This is a genomic window from Catellatospora sichuanensis (assembly GCF_007483665.1).
GTDB classification, from domain to species: Bacteria; Actinomycetota; Actinomycetes; order Mycobacteriales; family Micromonosporaceae; genus Catellatospora; species Catellatospora sichuanensis.
This window is the reverse complement of the sequence record NZ_ML660188.1, coordinates 242,629-261,539: the sequence shown is the minus strand read 5'-3', so window position 1 is coordinate 261,539 and position 18,911 is coordinate 242,629. Positions and strand designations below refer to the sequence as shown.

The following is an 18,911-nucleotide window of genomic DNA, read 5'->3' as shown; positions in this document are numbered from 1 at the left end:
GAACGCCATTCTATGAACGGGCCGCACCTCCGATTTCGGGCGGACCAGCACCGGCCGCCCGGCGGCGCGGACCGGCAATGTCGGGGATCCGACCGGCCATCGACGCTGCCCAATTAAGGCAGGAATCAGGCGCGCCCGATCCGCGGTTGCCGGCGATCGGTCAGCCGCAGCCCGACTCCCCGCACCGCGTCGATGGTGGCACCGGTGCCGAGCTCGCGCAGCTTGTGCCGCAGCCGTTTGACCACGGACTGCACGTCCGACTTGCGGTCGAGCCCCTCGTCCTGCCACACCGAGCGGTGCAGTTCGGCGTAGCTCCAGACCCGGACCGGCTCGATGGTCAGGCAGGTCAGCAGGTCGAGCTCGAGCCGGGTCAGGTCGATCTCGCGGTTGCGGCAGCGTGCCGTGGACCGGGCGGAGTCGATGACCAGCGACGTGTCGGCCGCCGCGGCCGCGGTCTCGGCGCGCTGCTGCGGAGCCGCGATCAGCCGGCGCAGCTCGTCGAGGTCGGCCACCAGCAGCAGCGGGGCGATGCCGTCCAGCCGCTCCGCGAGCCGGATCCGCTCGGCCGGCGACGGCGCCACCGCGATCAGCAGCGGGAACGGTCCGCCGTCCGGATCGGACCCCGTCGCCGTACTTTCCTCGTGCTCGGTCACCGCAACCCGCCCGGGATCTGTGGGCTTGCGCCCACTCTCGTCATTGTCCTGACAGTGATGGGCAAGCGCGTCGCCAACCTGGCAACCGTTAGCGACAAGTTGCTCACGTCAAGTTATTGATCGTCCTTTCTGCTCGATCATAGTGTCCAAACGGGCAACCGGCGTGACCCGCGCGGTTTTGTTGGGTGGGCATGGAGGGGGTTCGTCGGTTCGCTTCGTCGCGACGGTTCCCCCTGCACCCTCACCATGGCTCGTTTCACTCTGGGTCGTTCTGAGGGAGGTAGCACCGATGTTCAGACGTCCACCATGGCGGCGGCGCGCAGCCAGATCACTGGTCAGCGCCGGTGCGGCGATGATCCTCGCCGCGACAGGCGTGGCCGCGGCCGGCTCCGGCGCGTCGGCCGCGCCGGGGGCCGGAACCGCAGTAGGCGACAAGATACGACCGGAGCTCGCCAAGCAGCTCCAGGCCAAGAGCGAGGGAGACTTCTGGATCCGGTTCACCGACCGGGCCGACCTCAGCAAGGCCCAGGCCATCAAGGACTGGACCCAGCGCGGCACCGCGGTCGCGGACGCCCTGCGCAAGACCGCGGCCGAGAGTCAGGCCAAGGTCCGGGCCGAGTTGGACGCCGCGGGCCTGAAGTACCAGACGTTCTGGGCGTCCAACGCCATCAAGGTGAGCAGCGGTTCGCTGGCGACGGTGCAGAAGTTCGCCGCGCACGCCGAGGTCGAGGGGCTCTACGCCCCGATCGCCTACAAGGTGCCCGAGACCACCAAGGGCACCGATGAGCAGACCGTCAACGCCCTCGAATGGGGCATCGCGAACATCAACGCCGACGACGTCTGGTCCCAGTACGGCGTCAAGGGCGAGGGCGTCACCATCGCCAACATCGACACCGGGGTCCAGTTCGACCACCCGGCGCTGGTCGCCTCCTACCGCGGCAACAACGGCGACGGCACGTTCGACCACAACTACAACTGGTTCAACGCGGCGGACACCTGTGACACGCCCTGCGACGACGACGGCCACGGCACCCACACCATGGGCACCATGGCCGGGGCCGACGGCGCGAACCAGATCGGCGTCGCCCCCGGCGTCAAGTGGATAGCCGCGAACGGCTGCTGCCCCAGCGACGCCGCGCTGGTCACCTCCGGCGAGTGGATGCTGGAGCCGACCGACCTCAACGGCCAGAACCCGAACGCGGCCAAGCGCCCGAACATCATCAACAACTCGTGGGGAAGCGAGTTGCCCTCCAACGACCCGTTCATGGAGGACGTGACGCTGGCCTGGGCCGCGTCGGGCATCTTCGGCACCTGGTCCAACGGCAACAACGGATCCGCGTGCCAGACCAGCGGCTCGCCGGGCAGCCGGATCAGCAACTACTCGACCGGCGCGTACGACGTCAACGACAACATCGCGGGCTTCTCGTCCCGCGGCACCGGGCAGAGCGGGGAGATCAAGCCCAACATCTCCGCGCCCGGGGTGAACGTGCGCTCCAGCGTGCCGGGCGACGGCTACGCCAGCATCAGCGGCACCTCGATGGCCGCCCCGCACCTTGCGGGTGCGATCGCGCTGCTGTGGTCGGCGGCCCCGGCGCTGGTCGGCGACATCGACGCGACCCGTGCGCTGCTCAACGGCGCCGCGATCGACAAGGCCGACGCCCAGTGCGGCGGCACCGCGGCCGACAACAACGTCTACGGCGAAGGCCGGCTGGACGCCCTGGTGCTGCTCAACTCCGCCCCGATCGGCGACACCGGCACCCTCGCCGGCACCGTCACCGACGCGTCCACCGGCAGCCCGCTCGCCGGCGCGACGGTGACCATCACCGGCTCGGTCGGCCGCGAGGTGACCACGGGCGCGGACGGCAAGTTCTCGACCCTGCTCCCGGTCGGTGACTACCAGGTCGCGGTCGCGCTGTTCGGGTACACCGGCGTGACGCGGTCGGCGACCGTCACCGACGGCGTGACCACGACCGTCGACGTGGCACTGAGCCCGGTGCCCAGCGTGAACGTCAGTGGTTCGGTCACCGACGGCTCCGGGCACGGCTGGCCGCTGTACGCGAAGGTCACCGTGGAGGGCCCGTCCGGCGTCTACGACCACACCACTCCGGTCAACGGCCGCTACAGCGTCAAGCTCCCGGCCGGGGCGACGTACAGCCTGAAGGTCGAGTCGTTGTATCCGGGCTACCAGACCGTCACCAAGCAGGTCGTGGTCGGTTCGGGCAACGTCACCGCGAACGTCGCGGTGCCGGTGAACGCCGCCACCTGTACCGCGGCTCCCGGCTACGGGTTCGGCTCGGACGGGGAGTACGAGACCTTCGACGGCACGACCGTGCCGGCCGGCTGGTCCGTGGTGGACAACGCGGGCACCGGCCAGGTGTGGAAGTTCACCGACGACGGCAACCGCGGCAACCTCACCGGCGGCAGCGGCAACTTCGCCATGATCGACAGTGACGACTACGGGCTCGGCGGGGCGCAGGACACCTCACTGGTCAGCCCCGTGGTCAACCTGACGGCCGTCACGGCTCCGGTCATCCGGTTCAACCAGGACTTCAACCATCTGGGCTCGGACCGGGCCGACGTCGACCTCAGCCTCGACGGCGGTGCCACCTGGACGAACGTGCTCCGGCAGGCGGCCGACTTCCGCGGGCCGCGCACGACCGAGCTCCCGATCCCGCAGGCCGCGGGCAAGGCCCAGGTCCAGGTCCGCTTCCACTACTACGACGCGTCGTACGAGTGGTGGTGGGAGGTCGACAACGTGCTGATCGGCAGCCAGGTCACCTGCGCTCCGGTCGACGGCGGCCTGGTGGTCGGCAACGTCCGTGACAAGAACGACAACAGCTATGTCAACGGCGCGACGGTCACCAGCGACGCCCGGCCGTCGGAGAAGGCCGTCACCGCGGCCACACCGGACGACCCGGCGCTGGAGGACGGCTTCTACTGGCTGTTCTCGTCGCTGACCGGCACGCACCCGTTCACCGCGCGGGCCGGCAACTACGTCAGCCAGAGCAAGCAGGTCGACGTGCAGCCCGACTGGGCGACCGCGGCGAACTACCAGCTCGCGGCCGGCCGGCTGAAGGTGGCTCCGGTCGCGCTGAGCGCCACGGTCCAGATGCCGACCGGCACGGCCGCCAAGACGTTCACGGTGACCAACACCGGCGGTGCGCCGGTCGAGGTCGAGTTCAGTGAGCGCGAGGGCGGATTCGAACTGCTCCGGGCCGACGGGTCACGTACCACCAAGCAGGAGGTTCTCGGCAGTGCCGGGGCTCCTGAGCAGCGGCTCGACGCGCCGACGTCGTTCGCCGCGAAGTCGTCCGGCAAGTCTTCGAACGCGGCGTCCCCCGCGGTCGGCCCCCAGGCCGAACCCTGGACGGACATCGCCGACTACCCGGCGAACGTGATGGACAACCGGGTGGTGACCCTCGACGGCAAGGTGTACTCGATCGCGGGTAGCAACGGCACTGATTCCACGACGAAGAACTTCGTCTACGACCCGGTCGCCCAGACCTGGACGGCGATCGCCGACCTGCCCGGCGCCCGCAACGCCATGGCGGTGGGCGTGGTCGGCGGGAAGATCATCGCGACCGGCGGCTGGGGCGATGCCGGCCCCGATGCCACCACCTGGTCGTACGACCCGGCGGCGAACGCCTGGACGGAGAAGGCCGACAACCCCGCGCCGCGGTCCGCGGCCGGGCAGGCGGTAGCCGACGGCAAGCTGTACGCCATCGGCGGCTGCACCACCGCCGCCTGCACCCCGATGTCGAACGACGTCGTCCGCTACGACCCGGCCACCGACACCTGGACGGCCGTGGCCGACTACCCGAAGTCGGTGGCGTTCGCCTCCTGCGGCGGGATCGACGGCACGGTCTACTGCACCGGCGGCAACGACGGAACCGCCGCGCAGAAGGCCGGCTACGCCTACGACCCGGGTGCCGACAGCTGGACGGCCATCGCCGACGCGCCGACCGACAGCTGGGCCAGCTCCTTCGCCGTCGCCAGCGGCAAGCTGCTGGTCGTCGGCGGCTCGCAGGGCGGGGCCATCACCAACGCCGGCTTCGCCTACGACCCGGCCACCGGGTCGTGGTCCAACCTGCCCAACGCCAACACCGCCCGCTACCGCGGCGGCGCGGCGTGCGGCTTCTACAAGATCGGCGGTTCGTCGGGCAACTTCAGTGCGATGCCCGACAGCGAGGTGCTGCCGGGGCTCGAGGGCTGCGCCGCGGCCGCCGCCGACGTCAGCTGGCTTACGGTCGACAAGACCGCCGTCACGCTGGCACCGGGCGCGAAGGTCACCGTCACCGTCACGATGACGGCGAACGTCGACCAGCCCGGCACCTACACCGCCTCGGTCGGGATCAAGGAGAACACGCCCTACCCGGTGTCGCCGGTGGCCGTCACGATGACCGTGACGCCTCCGAAGACCTGGGGCAAGCTGCTGGGCACGGTCACCGGGACCAGCTGCCAGGGCGTCGGCTCGCCGATCGTCGGCGCGGTGGTCCAGGTCGACTCGTGGGCGAACTCGTGGACCTTCGCCACCGACGCCCAGGGCAAGTACGCCTACTGGATGGACCGCCGCAACAACCCGCTGACGTTGATCGTCGCCAAGGACGGCTGGAAGCCCCAGACCCGTCAGACGAGGATCAACACCACCACACCCACGGTGGAGGACTTCGCCTTGTCTCCCATCCGGTGTTGACGCCTGACCGCTAGGTGATCCGGCCCGCCTGGTCGACGACCAGGCGGGCCGGACCATGTCCGGTGTCGGCGACACCTGGGGACGGACGCGGCGTCCCGCGCGGCGGTCAGACCGGGGCGAGCCGGAAACCGACCCCGCGGACCGCGTGGACGGTCACCGAGGCGTTCAGCCGGGCGAGTTTGCGCCGCACCCGCCGCACCACCGAATGCATGTCGGAGCCGCGGCCCAGGTGCTTGTTGCCCCACACCTCGAGGTGCAGCCGCTCGTAGGTCCAGACCTGGCCGGGCGTCTCGGTCAGACAGATCAGGAAGGCGTGTTCCAGGCGGGTCAGGCCGACCTCCCGGCCGCGCCAGCACAGCACCCGCCGGTCGGAGTCGACAGCCAGGTGAGTCGAGGGCACCGCCGGCGCGGGCTCCGCGGCGTGCGCTGTCGCGGTCCTTGCGAGTGGCGGCACGGTGGTGACCGGGGGTTTCTCGGTAACGCCGAGGAACTCGCGGGCCTGCTCGACGCTGGACACGATCAGCAGGGCGGGGCTCCCGCCGAGCGTCCGGGCCAGGTGGCGGCGTTCGGCCGGCGAGGACGCGATGCCGATGACCAGCGAGGCGACCGGGATTCCCCGCATCTGCCCACCCCTCCGGTTCCCCATGATTGCGCGTGATTTCCGCGCTGCCGACCGAAAGATCCTCAATCGGTGTCCTGACCTTAGCGGCAGAGCGCCCCGATGGAAATATTCACGGAAATGATTATCGGCGAGGCTGTGCACCCTGGCGTGGTTCGACACCACGAGGCCCGGCGCGCCCTGCCCGCGCTGTCCGAGGCGCGTCACCGGATACAGCGACGGGAGGTGTACAAGCTCTTCGCTTGTCCCTCCCGCGGTTCAAGTCTAACCGACGCATGGCCCGTATCGAATCAGCCCGAATGACGATCTTTGTCCGCTGAGCCGCACATATGCTCGTCACTCAACCCCATTGCCCACTCATCGGGGAGCACTGTGCCTGACGCAAGAACCCAGGAGATCGCCGGCGAGCAGCAGGTCGTCGACCGGGTCTACGACCGCGCCGACGCCATGCGCGCCCAGGCCCGACAGCTGGCCCGCGAGGGCCACGGGCGGGCCGCCGCCGGACCGGCCGGCGGACTCGTGGAACGCGACGCGATGGTCCACCACGCGGCGGGCAAGCTGCGCGCGCTGGACGCTGAAGCCGAAGGCCTCGTGTTCGGCCGCCTCGACTTCGACGACGGCGAGACCTACCACATCGGGCGGCTCGGCATTCGCGACGAAGACCGGGAACCGCTCCTGATCGACTGGCGGGCGCCCGCCGCGGCGGCGTTCTACCGGGCGACGCCCGGCGAACCGCTCGGCGTCGTCCGCCGCCGCGTCATCATCAGCCGCGGCCGCGACGTCGTCGACCTCGACGACGACCTGCTGTGCCCGGACGACGCCGGCGAGCTGCGCGTACTGGGTGAAGGTTCGCTGCTCGCGGCACTGCAGCGCGCCCGCGGCCCGCAGATGCGCGACATCGTGACCACCATCCAACGCGAGCAGGACGAGGCGATCCGGGCACCCGCCCGCGGCGTCACGCTCATCACCGGCGGGCCCGGCACCGGCAAGACTCAGGTGGCGCTGCACCGCGCCGCGTATCTGCTCTACACCGACCGGGGCCGGTTCGCCGACGGCCGGGTCCTGGTCGTCGGACCCTCCACGGTCTTCACCAACTACATCAGCCGCGTGCTGCCCGCCCTCGGTGAGGACAGCATCCACCTGCGCGCCATCGGCGAACTCGTCGAGGGCGTGACCGCCACTCGCCGCGATCCCGCGCCGGTGGCCGAGATCAAGGGCAGCACCCGCATGGACGCGGTGCTGGGGGAGCTGATCTGGCAGGCCCCGCCGACCGCGCCGGACCAGCTCAAACTGGTGTACGCGGGCCAGGTCCTGAAGCTCGGGTCCGCCGAACTGTCCGCAGTGCGCGAGCGGGTGCGCACCATGGCCACGGCGAGCAGCACACTGCCCAACACCGCCCGGCCCGTCGCCGCGAAGGCGCTGCTGGAAGCGCTGTGGGCGGAGGTCGAGGGCGAGCACCTGGACCGGGAACTTTTCGTCGACGATGTCGGCGACCGCTCCGAGTTCCGGCGCTTCCTCGTCGCGTGGTGGCCCCGGCTGAGTCCGCCGGACGTGCTGGCGTGGCTCGGCGACGCCGACCGGGTCCGCGGCGTGCTGGGCGACGGCGCGGCCGAGACCCTGGCCGCGTCGTACCGCGGCGGCGCCGACTGGTCGATCGACGACGTGCCGCTGCTCGACGAACTCACCGAACTGCTCGGCGAACCGCCCGCCGCCCCCGCGGCCCGAGCCGAGCCGGCCCGGCTGCGGGAACTGACCATGGGCCCGCAGCCGGTGGACACCTTCGCGCTCAGCTGCGGGCTGCACGACGGCTGGAGCCTGTACGCGCCCGGACTGCCCACCCCCATGGCCGTCGCCGGACAGGCGATCGACAACGACGCGACCGCCGCCGCGCAGCGCTGGGCCGCCGCGATCATCCTGCGCGAAGGACACCAGGTGGTCAGCTGGATCGACGGTTACGACCCGTACGGCGAGGACGCCTACGTGCCGGTGCTCGCCGAGCCGCTGCCGGTCCCCGAGCCGGAGGATGAACCGGCCACCTGGGACGACTACGCGCACGTGATCCTCGACGAGTCCCAGGATCTGTCACCGATGGAGTGCCGCATGATCGCGCGCCGGGCGGCGTACGCCTCGATGACGATCGTCGGCGATCTGGGCCAGGCGACCCATCCGCTGGCCGCCGCGTCGTGGCAGGAGCTGCTGGCCCGGCTCGACCGGCGGGACTCGCGGATGCTCGACCTGCGCACCGGCTACCGGGTGCCGCAGGTCCTCGCGGACTACGCGGCCCGGATGCTGGCCCCGGGCATCGCGCCGACACAGTCGTACCGGCCCGGCGGCGAACTCTCGGTGCGGCAGGTCGACGACCTCGCTGCGGCGGTGCGTGAGGCCGCACGCACCGCTCCGCGTGAGGGCAGCGTCGCCGTCGTAGCCGCCGATCACACGGTCGGGGCGCTGGGGCCCCTGGTCGACGCGCCCCACGTCACCTTGGTCCCCGCGGGCCTGGTGAAAGGACTCGAATACGACCATGTCATCGTCGTGGAGCCCGCCGACATCGTGGCCGCCGAACCCCGCGGGCAGCAGCGGCTGTACGTCGTGCTGACCCGGGCGGTCGCCCGACTGGAGGTGCTGCACCGGTCGGCGCTGCCCGCCGCCCTCGTCGGCTGAGGCGGTCCGGCCTGGTCCCGCGGAGACCGCGGGCCGGGCCGGACGACGTCGGGTCCGGCGGCGCCGGCACGTCGTCGAGAACCGTCATGCGTGATCGGGCGCGGCCACGGAGCCAGGTCAGTAGGCAAGCACGTGCAGCGTGCCCAGGCCTGCGGCGATCAGGCCGACCGCGACCGGCGCCATCAGGTCGTTGCCGCGGTCACCGGCTCGCAGGTGATACCCGAGCGCCCCGATCATCAGCAGGACCAGGCCACCCGCGGCGGCGATGCCCACGGGCCCGACGGCGAGTCCGATGAGGAGCCCGACCGCTCCTGCGATCGCCAGGCCGCCCACGATCCGGTCCAGCAGCGGCGGCACGCCGAGGTGGCGGGCACGCGCGACAGCCGGCGGGGCGGCGACGACCTGCATCACGCCCAGCGCTCCGAACAGGAGTGCCAGCAGGATCGATCCGATGACGACGGGCACGGTCACAAGCTTCGCTCCAGGGGTGTCGGCGGGTCGCGACGGAAGTCTAGCGCTGTGGCGGAGGCTTCGCGGTCGCGTCGGGCGGCCGCGGCCGCGCTGGCACCTCTCCGGCGGGACCGGACGGAAACGGAGCAGCCGACCGCCGGGTCGGCGGTCGGCTGCTCCGTTTCGATGTTCAGTCGGTGCCCGACTCCATCGCGGCGTTGTCGAGCAGCTCGTCGTCGCCGTGCGCGTGTCCGCGTGAGGCGATCGTGTCGGCCCCGCCCTCGGGCAGGACGCCGATCAGCGTGTGCGGGCCGGGCTGCGCGACGGCGGTCACCTGCAGGTGCGAGCCGCCGCCGACGATGCCGAGCTGGGCATACTGCTCCAGCTTGGCGCGCGAGTCGGCGATGTCCAGGTTGCGCATGGTCAGCTGGCCGATGCGGTCGACGGGGCCGAAGGCGGAGTCCTCGGTGCGCTCCATGGACAGCTTGTCCGGGTGGTAGCTGAGCGCGGGCCCGGTGGTGTCGAGGACGGAGTAGTCCTCGCCGCGCCGCAGCCGCAGGGTCACCTGGCCGGTGACGGCGGAGCCGATCCAGCGCTGCAGGGCCTCGCGCAGCATCAGGGACTGCGGGTCGAGCCAGCGGCCCTCGTACAGCAGCCGGCCGAGGCGGCGGCCGTCGTTGTGGTAGGCCGCGACGGTGTCCTCGTTGTGGATCGCGTTGACCAGGCGCTCGTAGGCGGCGTGCAGCAGCGCCATGCCCGGCGCCTCGTAGATGCCGCGGCTCTTGGCCTCGATGATCCGGTTTTCGATCTGGTCGGACATGCCGAGGCCGTGCCGGCCGCCGATGGCGTTCGCCTCCAGGACCAGGTCGACCGCGGAGCCGAACTCCTTGCCGTTGATCGTCACCGGCCGCCCCTGCTGGAAGCCGATCGTGACGTCCTCGGGCTCGATCTGCACGGTGCTGTCCCAGAACCGCACGCCCATGATCGGCTCGACGATCTCGATGCCGGTGTCGAGGCGTTCGAGGGACTTGGCCTCGTGGGTCGCGCCCCAGATGTTGGCGTCGGTGGAGTACGCCTTCTCGGTGCTGTCCCGGTAGGGCAGGTCACGGGCGAGCAGCCACTCGGACATCTCCTTGCGTCCGCCGAGCTCGCTGACGAACTGGGCGTCCAGCCACGGCTTGTAGATCCGCAGGGAGGGGTTGGCCAGCAGGCCGTAGCGGTAGAACCGCTCGATGTCGTTGCCCTTGAAGGTGGAGCCGTCGCCCCAGACCTGGACGCCGTCGTCGAGCATGGCCCGCACCAGCAGCGTGCCGGTGACGGCACGGCCGAGGGGGGTGGTGTTGAAGTAGGCGCGGCCGCCGGACCGGATGTGGAACGCGCCGCAGGCCAGGGCGGCCAGCCCTTCCTCGACCAGGGCCGCGCGGCAGTCGACCAGCCGGGCGATCTGCGCTCCGTAGGCGGTGGCGCGGCCGGGCACCGAAGCGATGTCCGGTTCGTCATATTGGCCGATATCTGCGGTATAGGTGCACGGAATCGCACCCTTTTCGCGCATCCACGCGACAGCTACTGAGGTGTCGAGGCCGCCGGAAAAGGCGATTCCGACGTGATCACCGACAGGGAGGGACGTAAGTACCTTGGACACCTGCAAAGTATATGCGCACAACCGTATGACTATGCAAGCCGACTCGGTGAGTGAGTCGCAGGCCTCATCTCCCGCTGCCCGCCCGCCGATTGCGGCGACCGGCCCGGCAGTGCGCTGGCCTGGGCATAGCCTGTGAACGGAGGCCGATCGAGGGCTGGTGGTGGCGATGTCGCAAGCACGGCTGGCACTGCTCGACGGCAGCACCTTCTTCACCACGAACGGGCTGGGCGACACCGAGGGAGCCGAGGACGGCCTGTACTTCGCTGACACACGGCACCTGTCGTCATGGCGGCTGACCCTCGACGGCGCGGAACTGCACCTGCTCAGCTACGACACGCCCCAGTACTACTCGGCCCGCATCCACGCGACGCTGCCCTCGGTGAGTGTCGGCGTCAATCCGACGCTGTCGCTTCGGCGCGACCGCATCGTCGCCACCGGCCTGCACGAGGACCTGGTCCTGGAGAATTTCAGCGACGAGGATCGGGAACTCGTCCTCGAGCTGTCGCTGGGCGCCGACTTCGCCGACATCTTCGAGGTCAAGGACGGCAAGATCGGCTCCAGGCAGGTGACCGCCGCCGTCGACGCGGACACGGTCACCTTCGGGTACCGCAACGGCGACTTCACCCGCGCGACGACGGTCGCCTTCTCCGAGCCCGGCACCCTCGAGCCGACGGGCATGCGGTGGGCGATAAGGCTGCCCGCCCGTGGCACCTGGACCACCTGCATCGACGTGACCTGCTCAGACAACGATGGCGAGCACAAGCTGCGGGTGGGGCACGGCGGGTTCGGGCGGTTGGAGCCGGACATGCCGCAGACGATGCAGCAGTGGCTGGACGACGCCCCGGTGCTGCACACGACCTTCGACCCGGCCCGGCACGCCTACCGGCATGCCCTGCAGGACCTGGCCGCGCTGCGTTTCCACCCGATCCGGGGCTGTGCGCACTCGGTGCCGGCCGCCGGCGCGCCCTGGTTCATGGCCCTGTTCGGCCGGGACAGCCTCATCACCGCATACCAGGCGCTGCCGTTCCACCCCCGGCTCGCCGAGACGACGCTGAAAGCCCTGGCCATGGTGCAGGCGACGCAGGTCGACGACTTCCGCGACGCCGATCCGGGCAAGATCCCGCACGAACTCCGGCACGGCGAGCTGACCGCTACCGGCCGTACGCCCCACAGCCCCTACTACGGCTCGCACGACGCGACACTGCTGTTCCTCATCCTGCTCGAGGAGTACGAGCGGTGGACGGCCGACACCGAACTGGTCCACCGCCTGGAATCGGCGGCGCGCGCCGCCGTCGCCTGGATGCAGGGCCCGGGCGACCCCGACGGCGACGGCTACCTGGAATACCGCACCCGGTCCCCGCAGGGCCTGGCCAACCAGTGCTGGAAGGACTCCTGGAACTCGATCATGTTCGCCGACGGGCGGGTCGCCCGCGCGCCGATCGCCACCTGCGAGATCCAGGGGTACGCCTACGATGCGCGCCTGCGCACCGCACGCCTGGCCCGGGAGTTCTGGCACGACCCCGACCTCGCCGACCGGCTCGAACAGGAAGCCGCCGCGCTACGGCAGCGGTTCAACACCGACTTCTGGATCCCCGCGCGGGGCCACTTCGCGCTCGCCCTCGACGGCGACAAGCGCCAGGTCGACGCGGCCACCTCGAACATCGGGCACCTGCTGTGGAGCGGCATCGTCGACGACGAGCACGCCGAGGCCACGGTCGCGCGGCTGCTCGACCCGACGATGCACTCCGGCTGGGGCGTGCGGACCATGTCCAGCGCGGACCACGGCTACAACCCGATCGAGTACCACAACGGCACGGTGTGGCCGCACGACACCGCGATCATCGCCGAGGGCCTGCGTCGCTACGGGCACCGCGAACAGGCCGCCGGGCTGGCCGTGAACCTGCTCGAGGCCGCGGCCGCGTTCGGATACCGGCTGCCCGAGGTCTTCGCGGGTTTCGACCGCCAGGGCGAGCGGCCGGTGGAGTATCCGACCCCGTCGTCTCCCCAGGCCTGGTCGGCGGGTTCGGTGCTGCTCGTGCTGCGCACCCTGCTCGGCCTCGACATCGAAGACGGGAACCTGCGAGCGGCCGGACACCCGGTCGTGGCCGTCGGCCCGATGCGGCTGGAGAACGTGCCCGTTCGGGGCCGGCGGCAGGCCGTCGAGGTCTGATCCGCCGGGTGCGGCCCAAGCGTTCGGCGCAGGTCGCCGCGACGACGCTCACCGATCCCGGCGGATCGGGGTCGTCTCGATCGTGACGTCGCCACCGAACGCCACCCGGCCCCGCAGCCTGCGGGCCGACGCCCACGGGCGGTGGTAGGTCCAGGCCGCATCCCGGTCGGCGACGTCGCCGACCGTCACCGTGTAGTAGGCGGCGACGCCCTTCCAGGGGCACATCGTCCGCTTGGCGCTGGGACGCAGATACTGCCAGGCCACGTCCTTCGCGGGAAAATACACGACGGCGTCGGCGCTGACGGTGTCCGCGCTGTCCGCCAGCACCGTGCCTCTCCACACGGCCCGCACCCGCACCGGACGATCATCACGCCAGGGCCCTCGGCCGGCATACATCCCTCGCCTCAGGCGGCGATGCCCTCGACCGGGCGGTCGAAGTGGCGGTGCGCCGCGATGGCGGCCGACAATTCGGTCAGGAACGTGCCGTCGGCGACCTTGCCGGGGGCGAGGAAGACGACCCCGTCGAGCGCGCCGGCCGCGGGCTTGCTGGGCGGCCCGGCGACCCGGTCCGACGCCTCGTACACCGGCAGCCGTGCCGCCTGCACGAGCCGGTCGCCGACCCCGAGCACGCCGACCGCCTTGCCGTGCTTGTACGCCTCGGCGACGAAGTGCACCGCACAGCCGTCGTTGACCAGCAGATCCACTGCTGCATCGCCGTCGGCGACGACGACGCAGTCATAGAGCACCGAGGCGACGGTGTTCATCGCCCGGGTCACCGGCAGCGCGCCGCCCGTCGACACGGTCACCGTCCCGTCGACCAGGCCGAGCAGCTCCACCACGGCGCCGTCCAGGGTGAGGGCGTCACGAACGGTCTCCACGCCGGCATCTACGCCGTCTGCGACGAGCACCGCGACCTTGCGGCCGACGACACCGCTGCTGCCGGGCAGGCTCGCCTGGCTCAGCGCCGGAGACATCCGGCCGTGGTTGGGCGGCCCGGCGGCCGGAGCCGCCACCCCGATTCCGGCGGCCACCGCGACCGCGAGCTGATGATCGATGTTGTTGAGATGTTCGACCAGACGCTCGCGGATGTGCAGGTGCTCGACCTTGCCCAGTTCGAAGCGGTACGCCGCGACGATGTGCTCCTTCTCCCAGGCGGCCATGCTGTTCCAGAACAGGGTGGCCTGGCTGTAGTGGTCGGAGAAGGTCTCCGACCGCTTTCGCTCCTTGATCCCGTCCACGTGCTCCGGCGTGTGCACGAACGCCCCACCGCCGGCGCCCGGCACGACCGGGCAGCCGCCGCCGAGCGAGTTCGGATGGTAGTTGGCCTGGCCGAGCGGGATGTCGTCCTGGTGGAAGCCGTCCTGCTGGTGGTTGCGTACCGGCGCGAGCGGCCGGTTGATCGGGATCTGGGCGAAGTTGGGCCCGCCGAGCCGGGTCAGCTGGGTGTCGAGGTAGGAGAACAGCCGCGCCTGCAGCAGCGGGTCGTCGGTGAAGTCGATGCCCGGCACGACGTTCTGCACGCAGAAGGCGACCTGCTCGGTCTCGGCGAAGAAGTTGTCCGGGTTGCGGTCCAGCACCATCCGCCCCACGGGCACGACCGGCACGACCTCCTCCGGGACGAGCTTCGTGGAGTCGAGCAGGTCTATGTCGTCGAAGGCGAACTCGTCCTGCTCGGCGATCAACTGCACGCCGAGCTCGTACTCCGGGTAGACGCCCGCCTCGATCGACTCCCACAGGTCGCGGCGGTTGAAGTCGGGGTCCTTGCCGGAGATCTTCTGCGCCTCGTCCCAGACCAGGGAGTGCACGCCCGCCACCGGTGTCCAGTGGAACTTGACGAAGGTACGCGTGCCGTCGGCGGCCACCAGCCGGAACGTGTGCACGCCGAAGCCCTGCATGGTGCGGAAGCTGCGCGGGATGGCCCGGTCCGACATCAGCCAGATGACGTGGTGCATGGTCTCCGGCTGCAGTGTCACGAAGTCCCAGAAGGTGTCGTGGGCCGAGGCCGCCTGGGGCATCTCGTGGTGCGGTTCGGGTTTGACCGCGTGGATGACGTCGGGGAACTTGATGCCGTCCTGAATGAAGAACACCGGCATGTTGTTGCCGACGAGGTCGAAGTTGCCCTGGTCGGTGTAGAACTTCACGGCGAACCCGCGGACGTCGCGCGGTGTGTCGGTCGAGCCGCGTGAGCCCTGCACCGTGGAGAACCGTACGAACACCGGGGTGCGGGTGCCGGGATCGGTCAGGAAGCGGGCAGCGGTGTACCGGGCCAGCGAATTGTCGTATGGCTGGAAGTAGCCGTGCGCGCCGGATCCTCGGGCGTGCACCACCCGCTCGGGGATGCGCTCGTGGTCGAAGCGCATGATCTTCTCGCGGAAGTGGAAGTCCTCCAGCAGGCTCGGCCCGCGTGGGCCAGCGCGCAGCGTGTTGTCGGTGTCTTCGACGCCGATGCCCTGGTCGGTGGTCAGCTCGGTGTCGAGCTTGGCCATCCGATGGGTGTCGAGCTGCGCCACTTTGGCCTCGCCGCCCGGCGCGGCTTCGGCGGCAGCTCCTCGTTCGGCGCGGGCGAGCGCCTCGGCGACCGCAGCCGGGGCGAGCCGGGAGCCGGCCTTCTTCGCCGGGACCGCCTTCGCCCGCGGTGCCGCCTTGGCTGCCGCGACCTGGGCGCCGCCCTTCCTGGCCGTGGGCCGCCGCGACGGGGACGTCTTCGCGGCAGGCGCCGTCGTGGAACCCGCGACCTTGCGGGCACCGGCGGCGGAAGGCGGCGCCGCGGTGCGTTTGGCGGCCGTGGTCGCCTTTTCGGCACGCGCCTGCTTCGCTGCCTTCTTTGGGACTGGTGCGTCGGCACGCGCCTGCTTCGCTGCCTTCTTCGAGACCGTTGCGTCGGCACCCGTCGATTTGCGCTGCCTGGCCGTCATGACCGCACCTCGTCTTCCCCTGCCGACTGCGCGAGCAGCTCAGATACCCGGTCGAACACCTCGTCAGGCGGTCCTTGCAGGGACCGGGACCTGTCGGCGGCGACGTCAGGAGGGGAGGCCGACGGGGCCAGCAGCTGCGCGGCCTGCACGATCGCTGCCATGCGGGTCAGCTCGGCGGGGTCGGTGACCTCGCGCAGCCGCATGAACTCCAGTTCCTCCTCCGCCTCGGCGTGGGCGGCCACTGCGTCGCGCAGCTCAGCGAGCTGCACGTCGAACCCGGAGTCCGCCACGCCCCGGGCGTACAGGTCCGAGAGCACCTGCCTCGCCTCGTCCTCCTCGGCCAGGCGAGACGGCACGACCTGCGGCCCGTCGGGCAGTTCCCGCTCCGCGAGCGGGTGCACCAGTTGCTGCTCCACGGTCTCGTGCACCGCCAGCGTGGCGACGAGCTCGGTGAACAGCTCCTGTTTGTGCTCGCCGGTGGCGGACTCGACCTGGGCGAACAGCAACTTGATCTGCTGATGCTGGCCGACCAGTGTGTCGATGACGTCTTGCCGGGCTGTGGTCATGGTGTGCTCCGTTCAGCTCGACGGCCGGGCTCCGTCGCCGACAGTGGGCTGGTGCCCCGGAGAACCCGGCTACGGAGAAGCGCCTGAACCAGTCTGAATGCACGCTACCCAACCGTGACCTGCACAAACTCGATTACGCCCAATTGCACTGGGCAACGTGGAGCCGCGGGGCGCGATCCTTTCCGTCGGCATGCTGCCGGCTCGGCAGACCCGGGCGACTGTCGCCTCGTTGCCGCGGCCAGGGGCAGCTCGCCCTCACCACGGGCGACTCCGACGATGCGTTTGACATGCGATTACAGGGGAACACACAGCCGACAGGACGGACGACGAAACCGGGGGAGCGGACGCTCGGCGGGGTGGGTGGGCCCGCAGCGCGCCCGAGGCCTACCTGCCGTGCAGAGAGAGGACTCCGCCATGACTCAGGAATACAGGGACACGACGCAGCGAGACGTCGCCGAGGGCGGCTCCGGCACCGGCGGACCCGCCGGGCAGCCCTCCGCCGACGGCGTGGAGCACGTCCAGCACGATCTCGCCCAGACGCCGGGCAAGTTCACCGACGACGCCTCGCAGGCCACGTCGGGCGAAGGGGCCGTGACTTCCGCGGCGGCGTCACCCGACGCTGACGAAGATCCGGAGGTGCCCGCAGCCATCGCGCGGCCGGCCCGGAACGAGACCCCTGCACCGGGCTCGAGCACCACATGAGACGACCTGCGGCGGGCCGGCACCGGGCCGGCACCGGGCCGGCACCGGGCCGGCACGGGTCGCGCTCGGCGTCCGCCTCGACCATGGCGGCTGCCCCGATCGCACCGCGTCAAACAGTTGGCCCGTCTGGTGTCGCGGGCCATGAGCCGGTGATGTCGTCGGCGACGTCGTGCAGCAACCGCAGGAACGTCGCCACCATGGGTGTGATGCTGTGGTCGGACAGGGTCACGGCGTAGAGGGTGCGGCTCAGGCCTGATCCGGTCAGCTCGCGGTGGACGGTGCCGGGAAGGTGGGTCAGCGCAAGGCGCGACACCAGGGCGACACCGACGCCGGTGGCCACGAACGCCTGCGCGACGTCATAGGACTCGGTCTCGAAACGCACCCTGGGCACGAAGCCCGCCCTGGCGGCGGCCCGGTCGAATTGGGAGCGTGCCGCGTGACCCGCGCGGATCGTCACCCACGCTTCGTCGCGCAGTCGGCCGAGATCGATCGCGGACTGCGCCGCGTCCCGCGCCAACTCGTGATCATCGGGGAGGACGACCACCATGGGGTCGGTCAGCAGTGGGTGCAGCCGGACGTGGTCCGGCGGTACGGGCGGCTGATCCCACGACGCGACGACCGCGACGTCCATCTCGCCCGCGGCCACGGCGGGAACCCCGCGCTCGGACGTGATGTCCATGATCGAAAGGTCGGTGGCCGGGTGCCGGTGCCGCAAGGCCGTCAGCGCGGGCGGCAGCACGCGCAGCGCCGCGGCCTGGAACGCGCCGATGCGCAGCCGCAGGGACAGCAGTCCCAGCAGGCCGTCCAGTTCGGCCGCGGCTCCGGTGGTCGCCTCGTCGACGACCCGGCCGTGCCGCGCCAGCACCATCCCGGCCTCGGTCAGCGTGGCTCCCCGTGGCCCGCGGCGGACGAGGGGCGCGCGGCAGTCCCGCTCGGCCTTGGCCACCTGCTGCGTCACCGCCGCGGGCGTCAGCCCGAGCGCCTGCGCGGCCGCCGCCAGCGACCCGTGGCGGTCGATCAGCGCGAGCAGCCGTAGCGCGTCAGGACCTAAGGGCATTAATAAATTTTAACGCAGCGGGCGTGATCTTTGACTTCTTCGCATGCTGGTTGTTTGCCATCGTGAAGCCATGCCCACGCATCTTCCGCTGTTCATCGGCACCACCTGGCTGTTGGCCATGTTGCCCGGTGCCGGACAAGCGCTCATGCTGCGCCAGACCCTGCACGGTGGTCCCCGCACGGCCTGGGCCAGCATCGCCGGCACCTGCACCGGCCTGCTCGCCTGGACCGTCGCCGCCGCCGCGGGGCTGTCGGCCGTCATGCTGGCCGACCCTGACGCCTACACCCTGCTGCGACTCGCCGGTGGCGTCGTGCTCGCCCTGCTCGGCATCAACACGCTGCGCTCCCTGCGGCGGCGGCCGTCGACCGGCCCGGCGCCGTCACCGGAGACCAACGCGCGCGGCTACTGGGGCGCGTACACCGCCGGACTGGCCACCAACATCGGCAACCCCAAAGCCGGCGTGTTCGCCATCTCCCTGCTGCCCCAGTTCCTCACCCGGGAGGGACCGGTGTTCGCTTCGAGCATCGCCCTGGGCGTGCTCTGGGCACTGGTCACCGCCGGTTGGTACGTGCTGTTCACCTGGGCGGTGAACCGCGGCCGCACCCTCGTGTCGAAGCCGGCCGTCCATCGCAGGCTGCAACTGCTCACGGGCGGCACGCTCCTGTGCCTGGGCGCAGCCGTGGCTCTGGGAATATGATCCGCAGCTGCGAGCGCACAGGCGGCGGGTATGGCGCAAAGGGCGGTGGCACGGGACCAGCGGACCGGCGACCTGCCTGTCCGGTG

The 18,911-nt window shown here is 70.8% G+C and carries 13 protein-coding genes; 5 read left to right on the top strand and 8 right to left on the bottom strand.

Annotation, left to right across the window (positions count from 1 at the left end; translation table 11 throughout):
* Positions 1–125: 125 nt before the first annotated feature.
* Positions 126–653, bottom strand: a complete 528-nt coding sequence (locus FLL47_RS10075) for a winged helix-turn-helix domain-containing protein (RefSeq protein ID WP_144120179.1) — start codon at positions 651–653, stop codon at positions 126–128.
* A gap of 289 nt (positions 654–942) precedes the next feature.
* Between FLL47_RS10075 and FLL47_RS10070 the strand changes: the two genes are divergently transcribed.
* Entirely contained in the window at positions 943–5,346 is a 4,404-nt protein-coding gene (locus FLL47_RS10070) for a S8 family serine peptidase (RefSeq protein ID WP_144120178.1), read from the top strand.
* Positions 5,347–5,452: 106 nt separating this feature from the next.
* On the opposite strand, the gene FLL47_RS10065 is transcribed toward FLL47_RS10070, so the two are convergent.
* Complete coding sequence (locus tag FLL47_RS10065) at positions 5,453–5,968, bottom strand: winged helix-turn-helix domain-containing protein (RefSeq protein WP_144120177.1); 516 nt, start codon at positions 5,966–5,968, stop codon at positions 5,453–5,455.
* Between the two features lie 369 nt (positions 5,969–6,337).
* On the opposite strand from FLL47_RS10065, the gene FLL47_RS10060 reads away from it, so the two are divergent.
* Positions 6,338–8,626 (top strand): HelD family protein, encoded by a 2,289-nt coding sequence (locus tag FLL47_RS10060; RefSeq protein ID WP_246157742.1) that lies wholly within the window; start codon positions 6,338–6,340, stop codon positions 8,624–8,626.
* A gap of 117 nt (positions 8,627–8,743) precedes the next feature.
* Here the strand turns inward: FLL47_RS10060 and FLL47_RS10055 are convergent, their stop codons facing one another.
* Positions 8,744–9,091, bottom strand: a complete 348-nt coding sequence (locus tag FLL47_RS10055) for a DoxX family protein (protein WP_144120176.1) — start codon at positions 9,089–9,091, stop codon at positions 8,744–8,746.
* 175 nt (positions 9,092–9,266) lie between these two features.
* Positions 9,267–10,718, bottom strand: a complete 1,452-nt coding sequence (argG, locus tag FLL47_RS10050; RefSeq protein ID WP_144120175.1) for an argininosuccinate synthase — start codon at positions 10,716–10,718, stop codon at positions 9,267–9,269.
* A gap of 166 nt (positions 10,719–10,884) precedes the next feature.
* Between argG and FLL47_RS10045 the strand changes: the two genes are divergently transcribed.
* Positions 10,885–12,888, top strand: a complete 2,004-nt coding sequence (locus tag FLL47_RS10045; protein ID WP_144120174.1) for an amylo-alpha-1,6-glucosidase — start codon at positions 10,885–10,887, stop codon at positions 12,886–12,888.
* A 48-nt stretch (positions 12,889–12,936) separates the two neighbouring features.
* Here FLL47_RS10045 and FLL47_RS10040 read toward each other — a convergent pair whose 3' ends face one another.
* The 3 genes from FLL47_RS10040 to FLL47_RS10030 are packed head-to-tail and all read right to left on the bottom strand — an operon-like array spanning position 12,937 to position 16,369.
* On the bottom strand, positions 12,937–13,245 hold the full coding sequence (locus FLL47_RS10040; protein WP_222106017.1) for a DUF427 domain-containing protein: 309 nt from the start codon (positions 13,243–13,245) through the stop codon (positions 12,937–12,939).
* 47 nt (positions 13,246–13,292) lie between these two features.
* Positions 13,293–15,803: a catalase gene (locus FLL47_RS10035; protein ID WP_246157740.1), complete on the bottom strand. Its 2,511-nt coding sequence runs from the start codon at positions 15,801–15,803 to the stop codon at positions 13,293–13,295.
* Entirely contained in the window at positions 15,800–16,369 is a 570-nt protein-coding gene (locus tag FLL47_RS10030) for a hemerythrin domain-containing protein (RefSeq protein WP_144120172.1), read from the bottom strand. Before FLL47_RS10030 ends, FLL47_RS10035 begins: the two co-directional genes overlap by 4 nt.
* Positions 16,370–16,783: 414 nt before the next feature.
* Here FLL47_RS10030 and FLL47_RS10025 point away from each other — a divergent pair, with 414 nt between their 5' ends.
* Positions 16,784–17,071 (top strand): hypothetical protein, encoded by a 288-nt coding sequence (locus tag FLL47_RS10025; RefSeq protein ID WP_144120171.1) that lies wholly within the window; start codon positions 16,784–16,786, stop codon positions 17,069–17,071.
* Between the two features lie 109 nt (positions 17,072–17,180).
* On the opposite strand, the gene FLL47_RS10020 is transcribed toward FLL47_RS10025, so the two are convergent.
* Entirely contained in the window at positions 17,181–18,128 is a 948-nt protein-coding gene (locus FLL47_RS10020; RefSeq protein WP_144120170.1) for a LysR family transcriptional regulator, read from the bottom strand.
* A 70-nt stretch (positions 18,129–18,198) separates the two neighbouring features.
* On the opposite strand from FLL47_RS10020, the gene FLL47_RS10015 reads away from it, so the two are divergent.
* The gene (locus FLL47_RS10015; protein WP_186315632.1) at positions 18,199–18,825 is read left to right on the top strand and encodes a LysE family translocator; all 627 of its coding nucleotides are present in this window, start codon (positions 18,199–18,201) and stop codon (positions 18,823–18,825) included.
* Positions 18,826–18,911 lie beyond the last annotated feature (86 nt).